Origin of the sequence: Natronospirillum operosum, assembly GCF_004768465.1 — a bacterium.
GTDB classification, from domain to species: Bacteria; Pseudomonadota; Gammaproteobacteria; order Pseudomonadales; family Natronospirillaceae; genus Natronospirillum; species Natronospirillum operosum.
The window spans coordinates 33,049-48,889 of record NZ_SRMF01000009.1 but is presented as its reverse complement, the minus strand read 5'-3'; the positions used below and the strand labels follow the sequence as shown (position 1 = coordinate 48,889).

The 15,841-nt window shown below is 62.8% G+C and carries 12 protein-coding genes; 1 reads left to right on the top strand and 11 read right to left on the bottom strand.

Features of this window, described 5'->3' with window-relative positions; all coding sequences use genetic code 11:
* Positions 1–19 precede the first annotated feature (19 nt).
* Positions 20–877, top strand: a complete 858-nt coding sequence (locus E4656_RS16450; protein WP_135484403.1) for a substrate-binding periplasmic protein — start codon at positions 20–22, stop codon at positions 875–877.
* A 7-nt stretch (positions 878–884) separates the two neighbouring features.
* On the opposite strand, the gene E4656_RS16445 is transcribed toward E4656_RS16450, so the two are convergent.
* The 11 genes from E4656_RS16445 to E4656_RS16395 all read right to left on the bottom strand — a co-directional run bounded on the left by E4656_RS16445 (position 885) and on the right by E4656_RS16395 (position 15,807).
* The gene (locus E4656_RS16445; protein ID WP_135484402.1) at positions 885–1,868 is read right to left on the bottom strand and encodes a substrate-binding domain-containing protein; all 984 of its coding nucleotides are present in this window, start codon (positions 1,866–1,868) and stop codon (positions 885–887) included.
* Between the two features lie 30 nt (positions 1,869–1,898).
* Positions 1,899–2,864, bottom strand: a complete 966-nt coding sequence (locus E4656_RS16440) for a hypothetical protein (RefSeq protein ID WP_135484401.1) — start codon at positions 2,862–2,864, stop codon at positions 1,899–1,901.
* A gap of 252 nt (positions 2,865–3,116) precedes the next feature.
* A complete protein-coding gene (locus E4656_RS16435) occupies positions 3,117–4,559 on the bottom strand; it encodes a fructose-specific PTS transporter subunit EIIC (RefSeq protein WP_135484400.1) in 1,443 nt (480 codons plus the stop codon).
* Positions 4,560–4,573: 14 nt separating this feature from the next.
* Positions 4,574–5,563 (bottom strand): 1-phosphofructokinase, encoded by a 990-nt coding sequence (gene pfkB, locus E4656_RS16430; RefSeq protein WP_135484399.1) that lies wholly within the window; start codon positions 5,561–5,563, stop codon positions 4,574–4,576.
* A complete protein-coding gene (gene ptsP / locus E4656_RS16425) occupies positions 5,556–8,036 on the bottom strand; it encodes a phosphoenolpyruvate--protein phosphotransferase (RefSeq protein ID WP_135484398.1) in 2,481 nt (826 codons plus the stop codon). Before ptsP ends, pfkB begins: the two co-directional genes overlap by 8 nt.
* Before the next feature lie 113 nt (positions 8,037–8,149).
* Positions 8,150–8,794: a response regulator transcription factor gene (locus E4656_RS16420; RefSeq protein WP_135484397.1), complete on the bottom strand. Its 645-nt coding sequence runs from the start codon at positions 8,792–8,794 to the stop codon at positions 8,150–8,152.
* Entirely contained in the window at positions 8,787–10,754 is a 1,968-nt protein-coding gene (acs, locus tag E4656_RS16415; RefSeq protein WP_135484396.1) for an acetate--CoA ligase, read from the bottom strand. Before acs ends, E4656_RS16420 begins: the two co-directional genes overlap by 8 nt.
* A 561-nt stretch (positions 10,755–11,315) precedes the next feature.
* Complete coding sequence (locus E4656_RS16410; protein ID WP_135484395.1) at positions 11,316–12,332, bottom strand: Gfo/Idh/MocA family protein; 1,017 nt, start codon at positions 12,330–12,332, stop codon at positions 11,316–11,318.
* Between the two features lie 43 nt (positions 12,333–12,375).
* Positions 12,376–13,989 (bottom strand): glycoside hydrolase family 43 protein, encoded by a 1,614-nt coding sequence (locus E4656_RS16405; protein WP_240754007.1) that lies wholly within the window; start codon positions 13,987–13,989, stop codon positions 12,376–12,378.
* Between the two features lie 12 nt (positions 13,990–14,001).
* Positions 14,002–14,841, bottom strand: a complete 840-nt coding sequence (locus E4656_RS16400) for a carbohydrate ABC transporter permease (protein WP_135484394.1) — start codon at positions 14,839–14,841, stop codon at positions 14,002–14,004.
* Positions 14,842–14,859: 18 nt separating this feature from the next.
* The gene (locus tag E4656_RS16395) at positions 14,860–15,807 is read right to left on the bottom strand and encodes a carbohydrate ABC transporter permease (protein ID WP_240754006.1); all 948 of its coding nucleotides are present in this window, start codon (positions 15,805–15,807) and stop codon (positions 14,860–14,862) included.
* Between the last annotated feature and the right edge of the window lie 34 nt (positions 15,808–15,841).

The following is a 15,841-nucleotide window of genomic DNA, read 5'->3' as shown; positions in this document are numbered from 1 at the left end:
TGCCCCTTGAGGTCCGCCCATGCATTTGCGGCTGCTGATACTTTTGACCCTGTTGCTGACGTGGGTGCCCCCTGCCCTCAGCACTGAATCTGACCCGCCAACGGTACGCTTTCTCGCCCAGGACAGCGACGATCAGCGTTTTGACTACCCTGGGGCATTGCTGCAGCTGGCGCTGCAGAAATCCGGAACTGAATTCGATCTGGTGCCCAATACCAGCCGCATTCAGCAACAGCGGGCCATGCTCGAAGTCTCCCGGGGCGGCCAGCTCAATGTCATGTGGACCATGACCTCGGACGAACGTGAAAACCTGCTGCGGCCGATTCGCATCCCCATCTACCGGGGCCTGATCGGTCTGCGTATTCCGCTGGTCAGGGCCGACAATGAGGACCTGCTGGCCGACATCACTGCAATGGATGAGTTGCGCGCACTCCGTGCCGGTCAGGGCCATGGCTGGCCGGACACCACCATTCTGCAGGCCAATGAGCTGCCGGTTGTGGCCGGGTCGGACTATCGCCAGCTTTTCCCCATGCTCAATGCCGGTCGGTTCGACTATTTCCCGCGCTCCGTGCTGGAAATCTGGGCCGAAGCGGACACCCACGCAGCCGACAACATCATCGTCAGCCCGCATCTGGCCCTGCGCTACCCGGCAGCGGTCTACTTCTTTGTCGCACCGGACGATGACGCACTCGCCGAAGCGCTGGAAACCGGCCTCAACCGCGCCATTGCCGACGGCAGTTTCCAGGCCCTGTTCGAGTCCTGGTATGGCGATGCCATTGCACGGGCCGACCTGGGCAACCGGGTCATACTGGAACTGGACAACCCGCTGCTGCCTGCGGCCACACCGCTGGACCGCGAGGAACTCTGGTTCCAGCCCTGAAGAGGTTTTAACACCGCTGCCAGTCACAGTAACGCCCGGCATTGCCCGCATGAATGATGTCGGCCCGTATCAGTACCATATCCTCTGCGACGTCTCCGGTGCGCAGGAAATGCAGGCCCCGCTCCACCGCTGCACTGCCCATCAGGCGGGGAAACTGTGCAGCCGTGTTGAGCAAGGGTGTACCACCGGCCTGCAGGGCCTGCACAACAGCCGGCGACCCGTCCACTGATGCAATCCTGACCTCGGCACGATCGCTGACCCGGGCCGCTGTCGCTGCCCCCTGGGCGGCCAGATCACTGACACTGAACACCGCATCCAGATCGGCGTGCCGCGCCAGCAGCCGGGTCATGGCCTCGATGCCGCCGACATAGCTGGCACCGGAATCTTCATGCGCGACAATCTCGATATCCGGGAAATCGGCCAGCGCCTCTTCACAGCCACTCACCCGTGCCAGAAACGATGCTGTCGGAGGGCCACTCAGGATGCCAACTCGACCGGCACCATCCAGTTCTACCGCCAGATGCTCGCAGGACATGAAGCCAGCCTGATCATTGTAGGTAGTGATGGTGATATGAGCCCCGGACACCGCCACATCGACCGCCACCACAGCGATGTCGTCCGCGCGCAGCTCATCTATGACAGGGCTGAGGGCAGCCGGGTGTGCCGCCGAGATGATGATCAGACGGTGCCCTTCGGCCTGCGCGGCCAGCAACTGTGCACGCTGACGTTCGATACCATAGCCACTGGAGACCACCGTCACCCGGGCGTCCGCCCCCAGTTCTGCCCGGGCAGTTGCGCGCGCACTGGCTGCCAGTGCCTGAAAATAGGGGTTGCCCAGATCATTGACCAGGACAGCAATCGACACCGGGCTCGCTTCGGGCTGGCCGTTGCCTTCGGCGTCCGCACCGCCGGTGTTGGCCAGGGCCAGGCCGGCGCTCAGCAGGCCAAGCGCCAGCAGGCCGGGCAGAGACTTGCGCATCATTTTCCACATGGTGAACTACCTGTTTGCGCCCGTTTGATATCAGTCATTCGGGCTCCTGCGCTCCATGCGCTCCGGCGTCATGCGGACCAGGAGTCGAAATCCTTCCAGCAGCGCCAGAACGGCCAGCAAGGCTACCACCAACAGGCCAGTGCGGCCCATCAGCAAGGTACCCTGCAGGGTGTCACGCTGGGACCCCAGCACTTGCTGCAGTTGCCCGACGTAGCCCTGCACCACGTCCGTCAGCGCCTCGGACTGGTAGCGCGTACGCGCCAGCAGTACGTGCCTGTGGTCCAGCAGCTCGGCCCGGGCCAGAAAGCGCTCGGAGGCCCCCTCCACCAGCGTCTCCAGCTCGGCACCTGCGGTGTCAGCCAGCTCTGCCTGAGCCACCTGGTCGGCCATCCGGGCATGGATATCAGCGAGCAGGCCGTTCGGCAAAGAAGGCAGCGGCGGGGCCGCCAGCAGCGCCTGCTGATACATCTGCAGTGTCATGCCCAGATCCTGCGCTGCGCGACCCTCTGTCCGAGCCAGTACACGCTGTTGCCAGTCCGCCAGTTCGAATCGGTAGGTCATCAGGTCGTCGCGTACAAACAGGTCCTGCTCCACCTGCTCCGTCAATTGCCGGAACTGGGCCTGCAACTGATCCACCTCCTGCTCCAGGGCGCTTCTGAACGCACGGTCGGACAGGCTATCCACCTGTTCGCTCAGGGCCGCAAAGCGCATGTCCATTTGGTGTCGTGCCGCCTGCAACTGATAGGACTCTGTCGCTTCGGCGATCCGCGGTCCCAGCGCCGCAATCTGCGCCGCACTGTCAGCCAGGCCCAGGGCGGTGGACACATCGGCCAGGGTGCGCGTCTGCAACTCTTCGGCCGTGCGCTGGGCCTGGGCCAGCCCCCACCAGCCGATCAGCACCAGTACCAGCAGCAGGGCGCCCAGTACCATGATGGCAAGGCGCACCCGCCGCGGCAGATCGAGATTCAGATAAAAACCGAGATTGAAGTTACGCAAGGCACTTTACCTCGACGGCAACCCGATCATCCGCAGCAACTTGTGTGCGGATACTCGCGTCCCTGTTTACCACCAGAACATGCGCTGCGTCTGTCATCAATTGTTCCCCCTGCACTCAATGTAGCGGAATGCAGGTCATCCTGGCTATACCTGCCGCCGGATGGCCGGGCAGCAAAAACGCCGGGTACGCCCTGAGGCGTCCCGGCGGGTCCATATCTGCGTCACTGCCAGGCAGTGACGCGGGCACAGAGATCAGGCAGTTTCAGCCTTGGTGGCGCCAGCTTTCGTCGCCCTGCTGCCGGCGGACACTTCCTCGATCGGGCGCTTGAGCACGATCAGCGCCACAGCGGTGACCACGGTGCCGGCCAGAATTGAGACGGCGTACATACCCAGGTTGCCCACGGCGTTCGGAATGGCAAGCACGAAGATACCGCCATGCGGTGCTGCCAGAGTCGACCCAAAGCCCAATGCCAGCGCACCGGCCACGGCCGAGCCGATCATCAGCGACGGAATCACACGCAGCGGATCCTTGACCGCAAACGGGATGGCGCCTTCGGTAATGAAGCACAGACCCAGTACCCCGGCCGCCTTGCCGGCTTCACGTTCGGCTGCATTGAATTTCTGCCGCGCCACAAAGGTGGCCAGCGCAATGCCCAGCGGCGGCGTCATGCCGGCCGCCATGGCCGCTGCCATGGGCCCGGAAATGCCCTCTGCCAGCAGACCGACCGAGACCGTATAGGCCGCCTTGTTGATCGGGCCGCCCATGTCGATGGCCATCATGCCGCCAATGATCACGCCCAGCAGCAGTACATTGGCACCGGTCAGGCCTTGCAGGAAGTCTGCCATGGCGGCATTCAGCCAGCCTACCGGGCCCCCGATCACGAAGATCATCAGCAGGCCGACCACCAGGCTCGACAGCAGCGGCACTACCAGCACCGGCATCAGACCCGCCAGACTCTCGGGCAGGCGGATATTGTCGATGATCAGCTTGGTGGTGTAGCCGGCCAGAAAGCCGGCCACAATACCGCCCAGGAACCCAGCTTCCAGATTGGTCGCCAGCATGCCGCCGATCAGACCCGGTGCCAGACCGGCCCGGTCGGCAATGGAGAAGGAAATATAACCGGCCAGCACTGCAATCATCAGATGGAAGGCTGCACCGCCGCCGATTTCCATCAGTGCCCAGGCCAGAGTGCCCTCTTCCTCGAACGCCGTGATACCAAACATGAACGACAGGGCGATCATCAGACCACCGGCCACCACCATCGGCAGCATGTAGGACACACCGGTGAGCAGATGCTTGTAGGGACCACCCATGCTGGCCTTGCGGTCGGCCTTGATGGCGCTGACTTCGTCCGCCAGCGAACCTTGCTGGGCATCGCCCCCCTGGACACTGGCTTCGGCCAGTGCCCGTTCGATGACCGCCGCCGTGTTCTTGACCGCTTCACCGGTGGACGTTTCATAGACCTTCTTGCCGGCGAAACGGGTCATCTCGACATGCGTATCCGCCGCAATGATCACCAGATCCGCAGCGGCAATGTCCTCCTCGGTCAGTTGGTTCTTTGCACCCACTGAGCCCTGGGTTTCCACCTTGATGGTGTGGCCCTGAGCCTGGGCAGTTTTCTCCAGGGCGGAAGCCGCCATGAAGGTGTGTGCAATCCCGGTTGGACAGGATGTGATAGCAACGATATTGGCCATGCTGGCCTCCTCTGTTACGCAGGTTTTTGTTGTTGGTGGATGGTCGGGGACAGGCGGTCAGCGGCAAGTGTCTGCACGCCGATGCCCGCCCGGTAACGGGCCAGCGCTGCCGCATCGGGCACTGCCAGGCCGATCTGTTCCAGTGCACACATTGCGAAGGCCGTACCGAGCCGGCCTGCTTCGGCCAGTGAGCCGCCATCGAGCAGGCCCTTGAGTACCCCGGCCACCATCGCATCACCGGCACCGACAGTGGTGCGCAACTGCACCGGGCCCGGCACCACCCGCACCGCCGTATCCGCTGTCACCAGCAGAGCCCCGTCGGCGCCCATGGAGACCACCACCCGGGCAATACCGCTGCGCACCAGTTCACGGGCCTGCTGCAGGCACTGGTCCGGCGTGTCGGTGGGCTGGCCGGTCAGTTCAGCCAGTTCATGATGATTGGGCTTGATCAGATCGGGCCGTGCGGCGACCGCCGCACTCAGTGCGACCCCGCTGGCATCGACCGCCACACGGGCACCACGGGCCTGCAGCCGGGGAATCCAGTCGGCATAGACCCGATCATCCAGGCCGGGGGGCAAACTGCCGGACAGCACATACCAGGCCGGCACCGGTCCTTCGAACAGCACCTGTTCCAGCGCCTGCATGGCGGCATTCGAAGGGGGCAGTCCAGGCTGATTCAGGTCGGTGACAGTCTGCGACTGCGGGTCGACCACTTTCACATTGGTGCGGGTTTCACCGGCCACCCGAACACAGTGGTCCGCGATCCGATGCGTGGCAAAGAGATCCCGAAAGAGAGCGTCATTGGCCTCGCCCAGCAGTCCGGTGGCAGCAGTGACATGACCGGCTGCGGCCAGGCGCGCGGCCACGTTGATACCCTTGCCGCCCGGGTTGCGACTCTGACACCCCACCCGGTTGACCTGGCCAACCGTCAAGTCGGACACTTCCAGAGTCCAGTCGACCGCAGGGTTCAGGGTCAGGGTCATGACGTCCAGCACCTCAGTCATGGTCGGCCTCCCCGGCGTCCGCCTGCAGGTCCAGCGCCTGCACCTCGGCGGCAGTCGTCCGGGTCAGGGCCTGTCGGGCCAGGGTCCGGCAGTCACTGAGCCGGGCTTGCCGCAGCGCCAGCTTGACCGCCGGAATGGCGGCGGCATTCATGGACAGTTCGTTCACCCCCAGGCCGGCCAGGATGCACGCGGCCAGTGGCTCGGCGGCCACACCACCACAGACACCGACCCAGCGGCCATGGCGGGCGGCGGCCTCACAGGTCAGCTGAATCATGCGCAGCACGGCCGGGTGCAGGGCATCGGCCTGTGCGGCCAGGGCCGGGTGCATGCGGTCCATGGCCAGGGTGTACTGCGTCAGGTCATTGGTGCCGATAGAGAAGAAGTCCGCCTCCTGTGCGAACGCATCCGCCAGAGCCACGGCCGAAGGCACTTCGATCATGATGCCCAGATCCACCGGATCAGCACCGACCTCGATACGGGCCGACTCGGCCAGAGCCCGGGCCTGACGCAGTTCCTCCAGCAGGCCGACCATGGGGAACATGATCTTGACCGGCCCGTGCCGACTGGCCCGGTAGATAGCCCGCAACTGGGTGCGAAACAGCGCTTCTTCACGCAGACAGAGTCGGATGCCCCGTACGCCCAGGAAGGGGTTGTCCTCCGCCTGCAGATTCAGATAGGGCACCTGCTTGTCCCCACCGATATCCAACGTGCGGATAATCAGGGGGAAGCCGTTCAGGGCCTCGATCATGGCCCGGTATTCGGCATATTGCTCGTCTTCATCCGGGGCACTGTCCCGCCCCAGAAACAGGAATTCGGTGCGCAGCAGCCCCACGCCCTCACCGCCGTGATCGACCACCGCCTGTGCCTCGGCAGCAGAACCGATATTGCCTACCACCTCGATGCGCTCTGCATCTCTGGTCAGGGCCGGCTCGAAACGACTGTCCCAGGCACGCTGATGGTCACGCGTGGCCTGGGCGCAGACGACTTCGGCCAGTTTCAGGTCCTGGTCGGTAGGATCGGTCACCAGCAGGCCGGCGGCAGCATCCACGATGGCCTGCTCACTGCGCAGATTGAGCACCTCGGGGCCCATACCGACCAGAGCTGGAATGCCCAATGATCGGGCCAGGATGGCGGTATGCGAAGTAGGCCCGCCCACAGCCGTGACGAAGCCCAGCACCCGATCTCGGTCCAGGGTGGCGGTTTCGGTGGGGGTCAGGTCATGGGCCACCAGAATCCCGGGTTCACCGAGTTCCAGTGCCCGGGTCCTGACGGCAGAAGGGTCCAGGTGACGCAATACGCGCACGCCGACGTCCTCCATGTCGCTGGCCCGACCCGCCAGCCGCTCGTCCACCAGGGCGCGCAGACTCTCGACCTCTTTCTGAATGCAGTGCCACCAGGCTACGGGCGCTGAAACCCCTGCGGTCAATGCCTGCTCGGCCCGCTGCAACAGGTCCGGATCCGCCAGCAGGCCGCGATGGGCACTAAAGATGCCGGCTTCATCCCGCTGCTGATGCGCTTCAGCATGCCGCACCAGATCGTCGATTTCGGCGGTCGCAGCCGCCACGGCCTGGCGCAGGCGAGCCTGCTCGACGGCGGGCTCGCCGGCCTCTTCCTGCAGAACCACTTCCGTGCTGTGCCAGGTCATCAGTGGACCCACAGCGATACCGGGCGCCGCGGCAATGCCCCGGCAACAGACCCCGGCATACGCCCGCTCGGTCGCAGCCACCGGCGCCTCTTCAGGCTCGCCGCTGTCACCCAGCCCGTCCCGGATGGCTGCAGTCAGAGCGGCCAACGCCTCTTCGGCCTGCGGCCCCTGCGTCGACACCACCAGTTCACAGCCGCCGGTCACCCCCAGGCGCAGCAGGGCCGACATGGACTGTCCGTCCGCCGACCGATCACCATTGCGCACCCTAACATCGGCCTCGAATGTGGCCGCCAGTTCGGTAAAAAAAGTGGCCGGCCGGGCGTGCAGCCCTGCCCCGGCCGGATAGTGCACAACGCTCTGATATTCATAATCCGACAGCCGCACTGGTTCCGCTGGTGCTGTGTCACCATTGAGCGCGGCCAGCAGCAGGTTGACGTCATCGGTCTGTGCCAGGTCCCGCGCCAGAGTCTCATCCGCCAGCACATCGGTCAGATTGGAGAGTATCCGAATGTGTTCATCAGACCGCGCTGCGATACCGACAATGACATGCGCCTTCTCGCCGTCCTTCCAGTCCACCCCGGCCGGTACCTGCAGCACGGCCACGCCGGTACGGTGAATCAGTTCCCGGTCCTTCTGCAGCCCGTGCGGGATGGCGATGCCATTGCCCAGCAGCGTATTGGCCTCCTGCTCACGACCGCGCATGCTGTCGATATAGCCCGGGTCCATGAATCCGGCCTGCACCATCAGGTCGCCCACCTGCGCTATGGCAGCATCCTTGTCTGCGACCTCACGTCCCAGGGCAATGGCATCAGCCGTTACATGCAACACAGTATCACCTCAAGCGTTCGATAATTGCGATGAGGAACTGTGGCGCGGGAAAATGAACCGGAGATTTCAATTCTGTTTCAATTGTTACAGATCGATTGGGGTCGAGAGGGGGCTTATTCGGAGGGCGTCAGTTGCAGCCGTTCGGCCATCAGTACGGCCTGGGTGCGGTTGTTGATGTCGAGCTTGCGGAAAATGGCAGTGATATGAGCCTTGACGGTGGCTTCGGTGATGCCCAGAGCATAGGCAATCTGCTTGTTGAGCAGGCCTTCGTGCAGATGGCAGAGCACACGGTATTGCTGCGGCGTCAGTTCGGCGACCTTGTGGGCCAGGTCCTGATCTTCCTGCGACAGGCCGGCGAGGCGGTCGGCCACACCCTCGGGCACCCAGGTGTCACCATCCAGAATGGTCTGAATGGCCTCGGCAATGTTGCCGGAAGGCAGTGACTTGGGAATGAACCCCAGCGCACCGAAGCCGATGCAGCGGGCCATGACATCCGGGTCTTCACTGCCGGAGATGATGGCCACCGGCAACAGCGGGTAGTCTTCACGGACCCGAATCAGGCCATAGAGATCACCACTGCCCGGCATATGCAGATCAAGCAGCAGCAGGTCGACATCGTCGTCGTCCTCAAGGGCAGCCAGGGTGGCTTCCAGGCTGTCAGCTTCACGCAACTCCAGGGCAGCAAACTGCTTCGCGAGTGCCCCCTGCAGGGCCTCACGAAACAGTGGATGATCATCTGCTACAAGGAATCTAGCCATCAGCCTCGGTGGTCTGCCGCCGTTCATGTTCCTGAATCAGCGACTCTACCACAGAGGGGTCAGCCAGCGTAGAGGTATCCCCCAGGCTGTCATATTCGTTGGTGGCGATCTTGCGCAGGATGCGCCGCATGATCTTGCCGGAACGGGTCTTGGGCAGGCCGCCGGCCCACTGGATGACATCCGGCGTGGCGATCGGGCTTAGCTCGGAGCGCACCCACCGGCGCAGTTCCTGTTCCAGCGCGTCACTCGGTTCGACGCCCTCGCTCAGGGTCACATAGACATAGATGCCCTGCCCCTTGAGGTCGTGCGGATAGCCCACCACGGCCGCTTCGGCCACTGACTCATGGGCCACCAGCGCACTCTCGATCTCGGCGGTGCCCAGACGGTGCCCGGAGACATTCAGCACGTCATCCACCCGGCCGGTAATCCAGTAGTGGCCGTCGGCATCGCGCCGCGCGCCGTCACCGGTAAAGTACATGCCGGGGTAGCTGCTGAAATAGGTCTGCACGAAGCGGTCATGATCACCCCAGAGGGTGCGCGCCTGGCCAGGCCAGGAGTCCAGCAGTACCAGGTTGCCCTGCACCTCCCCGCGCTCGGTCAGTTCGTTGCCTTCATTGTCGACCAGCCCTGGGCGCACACCAAAGAACGGCAGCATGGCCGAACCCGGTTTCATGTCGCAGACGCCGGGCAACGGTGTCATCAGGGCGCCACCGGTTTCGGTCTGCCACCAGGTATCGACGATGGGCGCCTGACCATTGCCCATCTTCTCGAAGTACCAGTTCCAGGCTTCCGGGTTGATCGGCTCACCGACACTGCCCAGCAGGCGCAGGGTGGCCCGGTAGCTGGTGTAGGTGGCTTCGTTACCCTTGGCCATCAGGGCACGTACCAGAGTCGGCGCGGTATAAAGGATGGTCACGCCATGCTTGTCGATGATCTCACCCACCCGACCCGGACCCGGGGAAGTGGGCACACCCTCGAACAGGATACTGGTCGTACCATTGGCCAGCGGGCCATAGACGATATAGGTGTGGCCGGTGATCCAGCCGACGTCGGCGGCGCACCAGTAGATGTCGTCGTCCTGCAGGTCGAAGATGGCCTCGTGGGTCAGCGCAGCATAAACCATGTAGCCGCCGGTGGTATGCAATACCCCCTTGGGCTTGCCGGTCGAACCCGAGGTGTAGAGGATGAACAACGGGTCTTCCGCCCCCATTTCCTCGGCCGGGCACTGCACGTCGGCGGCCTCGACCAGGGTCTTCCAGTCCACATCCCGATCGTCGGTCCAGTTCACATCGGCACCAGTGTGACGCAATACCACTACATTGGTAATGCTGGCACAGGCGTCGTTCTTCAGTGCCTGATCGACATTGGCCTTGAGCGGAATGCGATGGCCGCCACGCTTGCCCTCGTCGCTGGTGATTACCACCCTGGCACCACAGTCATTCACCCGATCGGCGATGGCGTTGGGCGAGAAGCCGGCAAAGATTACCGAATGCACTGCACCGATGCGGGCACAGGCCAGCATGGCGACCACGGCTTCGGGCACCATGGGCATGTAGATGGCGACCCGGTCGCCCTTGGCTACGCCCAATGACTTCAGGCCATTGGCAAAGCGACACACCTGCTCGTGCAACTGACCATAGGTGATGGTGGCCTGCACGTCCGGGCTGTCGCCCTCCCAGATAAAGGCGGCCTTGTCGCGATGGGTGGGCAGGTGTCGGTCCAGGCAGTTGTAGCAGGCATTCAGGGTGCCGTCTTCGTACCAGCGGATGTCGACGTTGTGCGGGTCGTAGGAGGTATGCTTGATCTTGGTATAGGGCTGAAACCAGTCGATGCGCTCGCCCTGTGCGGACCAGAACCCTTCGGGGTTGTTCAGTGAGGCGGCATGGAGTTCGGCATAGCTGTCGGGGTTGTAGCGGGTGCGGCGGCCCAGTGGGTTGGGCATGGGTACGGTCGCTGACATGGTAGGGTCCCCTTCTATAGCGTCTTGTTAAATTTGTAGCCGACGTTATAGCTCCTGAGGGGTACCGTGCCCATTAGACGTTGGTCTGAGGGTGGGCGCCGCAGCCTCCATTGTGGGCTGTGAGCCTTGCTCACGCATGGTATTGCAGCTCCGAAAACTGCTTCTGCCACTGTACCGTCGCCAGGCTCGGGTACATGTCCGTGGGCCTGCTCACCCAGCACCCACTCCCGGCGGCCACACCTGCAGTGCCATCCTCATGAAGGCACTCCATCTGCAATGGAGCACATGTAGCGGGAACAGTGCGAAGTTTCGAGGCTTGCTTACGCATGCGTGGCCAAGGGCCACCGCCTACCAGGCTTGGGAGGCACGGTTGGAGTCGCCTGCCGGGTGCATGCCCTGTGAGACCGTTTGCGGCCAGGGACGGCCGCAACCGAGCTGGCATGGATGCCGTTTTTTGCGTGTCTCACAGGGCATGTACCCGAGCTTGGCGACGGTCCGATTAGCACAGGCAGAAAAGGTGCCCTGGTGAGATCGGCGCCGTGCGTGGCCAGGGGCCACGGCCTACAAAAAGGGGTAGGTGACGCCGCCTTCGCGCAGGATCTGGTCCATCACGCGGGCAGTGCCGAGGGTGGCGGCCCAGGGCATGCCGGGGCACTCGAGCTGGCCGGCCCGGATGGCGGCCGTGGCGGCCTCGATCTGGTACTCGAAACCGCTGGCCCGGTGCGTGCCGTCAAACTCTTCCGTGACCGGATTTGCACCGGCCGGGTCAAGTACCAGCCGCGCGCGCTCGGAGGCCCAGAACGGCCCCTCGACCTCGATACGGCCCAACTCGCCTTCGATCAGCATATGATTGGGCCGCGCGGTCAGAAAACTGGCCGTGAACTGACTGACCGTATCGCCATAATCCAGAATCGCCGCCGTGCGCTCATCCACCCCGGTCGGGCCCTTGAGCACCGAAGACTGGATTCGGTCCGGATCACACCCGGTGACAAATCGGCTCAGCGCAATACAGTAGATGCCCATATCGAGCAGGTTGCCACCGGCCAGTTCCGGGTTCAGCAGGCGATCCGAATCATCGCGCGGTGCCAGCATGCAGAACTCCGACTGCAGGGTGTGCACGCGGCCGATACGGTCTTCGTCCAGCCAGCGGCGAACCTGCTGCCACACCGGCAGAAAACGGGACCAGAGCGCTTCCATCAGAAACACGCCCTGCTTCTCCGCCGCCGCCATCAACTGCTCGGCCTGCCCGGCAGTCACCGTCAGCGGCTTCTCGCACACCACCGGCTTGCCCGCCTGCAGCGCCATCAGGGCCTGCTCGAAATGAAACCGGTGCGGGCTGGCAATGTAGACACCGTCGACCGCGGGATCATCCAGCAGCGCCTGATAATCACCATGCACTGTCGGCACATGCCCCGCTTCACCAAACTCGTCGGCGAAGGCCTGACCGCGCTCCGCATTGCGGCTGGCCACAGCGCCCAGCCGAGCCTCCGGCACCACCTGCAGACCCAGTGCAAAGTTGCGCGCAATGCGACCCGGGGCGATGATGCCCCAATTGAATATCGGGTCAGATACAGCCATGGCTCAGATTCCTTGTTTCAAGAACGACAGACCGCTCAGCATACTACTTTTCTTCGTATTCAAACCAGGCAAAATCCGCCGGCAGCGCCTGCCCGGAAGTATCCTGCGCGGCCATGCCGACAAAGGCTCCGGTGAAATTGTTGCCGGCCCCCGTACCCGCTTCATCGCTGAGCAGGCTGTATTCCAGTTTCAGCGGCAACTGGTGCCAGTCATGCGGATGGTCGGCCAGCGCCCAGGAGAAATACAGGTGTTCGTAGCGGACTTCGGCACGCAACAGGATGGCACCCTGCTCGGGCAGCGCTACGGGATCAGGCTCCAGCGGATACTCGGACTGGCCATCCAGCCGCGCCAGGCAGCTCATCACGTTCAACTGGCGCCCCTGGTCTGCATCCCGCGATACATAGAGGTAATGATACTTGCGGCTGTTGTAGTAGCAGACCAGGCCCGCCATCTGCTGGAAGGTCTGCGGTGCAAAGTCCAGCTCGGTGGTGGCGGTAAAACACAGCGCCTGCTGCCGCCGCGCCACCAGCGAGGAAGTGAACAGGCTGCCCAGTGATTCACGCCCCAGCAGGCGCAGATAGCCCGGCCGGGCCTTGAGGTTGAAAATCTGCTCCGGCTGGGGTGTGCGCAGCCACTGGAAATCCAGTGGCAGCTCAGCCTCGGCAAAGTCATAGCGACAATGCGTCGGCCGCGCCGGACTGCTGTGCCCTGTGACAGGAGCCACCACCCGGTCACGCGGGGTGGGGTCGTCCTCCAGCGGCCACAGCCAGTCGTCATCGCGCCACTCCATGCGCTGGATAGCGGTTTCACGGCCCAGCGGGCTGCGGCCCCGGTTGCGCAGGGGTCGGCTGCACAGGTGCACCAGAAAGGTTTCACCCTCGGGGGTCTCCACGATGTCGCCGTGACCCGCCCGCTGCAGCCGTGCCTCGGGGTTGGTCCGGGATGTGGTGATATGCGTCAGCGGATGCAGCTCATAGGGCCCGGTGATCGAACGCGAGCGCGCCAGCGTGCAGGCATGGTCATACTCGGTGCCACCTTCGGCAGTCAGCAAGTAGTAGTAGCCATTGCGCCGATACAGATGCGGCCCTTCCTCCATGCCCAGTTCACTGCCATGAAAGATCTCGTGCACCTCGCCGGTCAGGGCCAGGGTGTCCGGGTCCAGTTCCTGCAGCAGAATGCCACTGAACGGCGACCGGTTGGGTCTGTGGTCCCAGCGCATGTTGAGAAACCACTTGCGGCCATCGTCATCATGGAACAGCGACGGGTCGAAACCGCTGCTGTTCACATAGACCGGCTTGCTCCAGTCGCCATCAATACGGTCACAGGTGGTGATGTAGTTGTGCGCATCCTTGAAGCTGCCCGTATGTCGCTTGACGTCTGTGTAGACCAGCCAGAAGCGGCCATCACTCCAGGTCAGGCAGGGTGCCCAGATCCCGCAGGAATCCGGGTTGCCGCGCATGTCCAGCAGGTCGGCCCGGTTCAGCGGTCGGGTGACCAGGGTCCAGTTGACCAGATCCTTCGAGTGATGGATTTGCACACCCGGATACCACTCGAAGGTGGAGGTGGCAATATAATAGTCATCCCCTACCCGGCAGATGGACGGATCGGCATTGAAGCCGGGCAGGATCGGATTTTCAATCATGGGTTCAGTCGACATGACAACTCCTGTTCAACCCTTTACAGCGCCGCCGGTCAGGCCGGCCACGATGTATTTCTGTGCATAGAGGAAGAAGGCCACGGCCGGCATGATGGTCACCGTGATGTAGGCCAGAATGCGGTTCCACTCGGCCCCGTACTGGCCGCGGAACTCCATCAGCCCCAATGGCCAGGGGTAGACCGCGCGGTCATTCAGCATGATCAGCGGGAAGATGTAGTTGTTCCAGCTCTGCACCAGAATGAACACGCCCACGGTCGCCAGTATCGGCTGCGACAGCGGCATGACAATGGTCCAGAAGAAGCGACCATAGCTGCAGCCATCCACCAGCGCGGCCTCGAACAGGTCCTTGGGCAACTGCTCGAAGAAGGTGCGGAACAGCAGCACACTCATGGCCAGTCCAAAGGCCACCTGCGGCAGGATCACACCCGCATAGGTATCGAGCAGGCCCAGGTCCCGCACCTTGATGAACAGTGGCAGTATGGCCGTGGCACCGGGAAACATCATGCCCAGAATGACATAGGAATAGATGTAGTTGCGCCCGGCAAACTTCATGTGCGAGAAGGTGAAGGCCAGCATGGACGCTGTGATCAGCACGATGCTGACGGTGAAGCCAGTGATGATCAGCGAGTTCATCATCATCCGCCAGGTGGTCGGACTCAACAGGATATCCATGTAGGCCGTGGTATCCCAGGTTCGCGGCAGCGCCAATGGCGCCACGCGCAGCTCACCCAGGGTCTTGAAACCGCCCAGAACAGTGATCCAGAACGGCAGCAGTACGAACAGGGCCGTCAGCAACAGCAGACCCCATTTGGCCGACCGGGATACCAGTGATGATTGTTCGATATGTTGCATGATAACTTCTCCCGGCTCCTACTTGTGGCTGGCCATGACATAGCGCTGATAGGTAAACGCGAACACCACGCAAACCAGGAACAGAATGACCCCAACCGCACTGCCGAAGCCAACGCGCGAACGCACAATGCCGTACTCGTACAGATAGGTGACAATGGTGTGTGCCGAGCCGCCCGGACCACCGGACTGCACGAGCGGCACTGCCATTTCGAAGAACTGCAGGGCACCGATAACACTGAAAAAGATGGACAGGCGAATGGCCGGCCAGATCAACGGCAGCTTGATGCGCAGCGCAATCTGGATCGGTGTTGCGCCGTCCAGCTTGGCCGCCTCGATCAGATCGTCGGACACACTCTGCAAGCCGGCGATATAGATCATCATGTGGTAGCCGAAGTACTTCCAGACCACCACCACCAGAATCGCATTGAAGGCCCAGGACTGATCGGCCAGCGGATAAAAGGGCTCCAGACCGAACAGATGGGTGATGGCGGCCACCAGACCATAATTGCCATCATAGATAAAGCGCCAGATCAGGCCCGCGACCACATCCGCCAGGATGAAGGGCAGAAAGAAGATCAGGCGGAAAACGTTGTTCACCGCGCTCTTGCTGGCGATCAGCATCGCCAGCACCATGGCCAGCGGCAATTGGATCAGCATCGATATGATGACGATGCGCGCTGTATTCCACACTGCCTGATGGAACACACTGTGACCCAGGATCTGCTCATAGTTGCGCAGACCAACCCAGCGCCCGCCGTCGGCGAGCGGCACAAAACCATTCCAGTTGTAGAAACTGTACAGACCCGATTCTGCAATCGGCAGAATCGCAAACAGCGTAAAAATCATCAGCGCCGGCGGCAGAAACAACAGCAGCGTGGTCAGGCGTCCGCCCGTGTTCTGAACGTACAGCCAGTCGCGCAGTCGCCCCATCAGGCCAGCTTGGGTGGTCGGAGAATGCGTACTCATGCTTGATTACCAATGGGCTGAAGGCAGGAGGACA

Coding starts and splice junctions, on each gene's coding strand:
- E4656_RS16450 (WP_135484403.1), top strand. CDS start 20: ATGCATTTGCGGCTGCTGATACTTTTGACCCTGTTGCTGACGTGGGTG.
- E4656_RS16445 (WP_135484402.1), bottom strand. CDS start 1,868: ATGTGGAAAATGATGCGCAAGTCTCTGCCCGGCCTGCTGGCGCTTGGC.
- E4656_RS16435 (WP_135484400.1), bottom strand. CDS start 4,559: ATGGCCAATATCGTTGCTATCACATCCTGTCCAACCGGGATTGCACAC.
- pfkB (WP_135484399.1), bottom strand. CDS start 5,563: ATGACTGAGGTGCTGGACGTCATGACCCTGACCCTGAACCCTGCGGTC.
- E4656_RS16420 (WP_135484397.1), bottom strand. CDS start 8,794: ATGGCTAGATTCCTTGTAGCAGATGATCATCCACTGTTTCGTGAGGCC.
- acs (WP_135484396.1), bottom strand. CDS start 10,754: ATGTCAGCGACCGTACCCATGCCCAACCCACTGGGCCGCCGCACCCGC.
- E4656_RS16410 (WP_135484395.1), bottom strand. CDS start 12,332: ATGGCTGTATCTGACCCGATATTCAATTGGGGCATCATCGCCCCGGGT.
- E4656_RS16405 (WP_240754007.1), bottom strand. CDS start 13,989: ATGTCGACTGAACCCATGATTGAAAATCCGATCCTGCCCGGCTTCAAT.
- E4656_RS16400 (WP_135484394.1), bottom strand. CDS start 14,841: ATGCAACATATCGAACAATCATCACTGGTATCCCGGTCGGCCAAATGG.
- E4656_RS16395 (WP_240754006.1), bottom strand. CDS start 15,807: ATGAGTACGCATTCTCCGACCACCCAAGCTGGCCTGATGGGGCGACTG.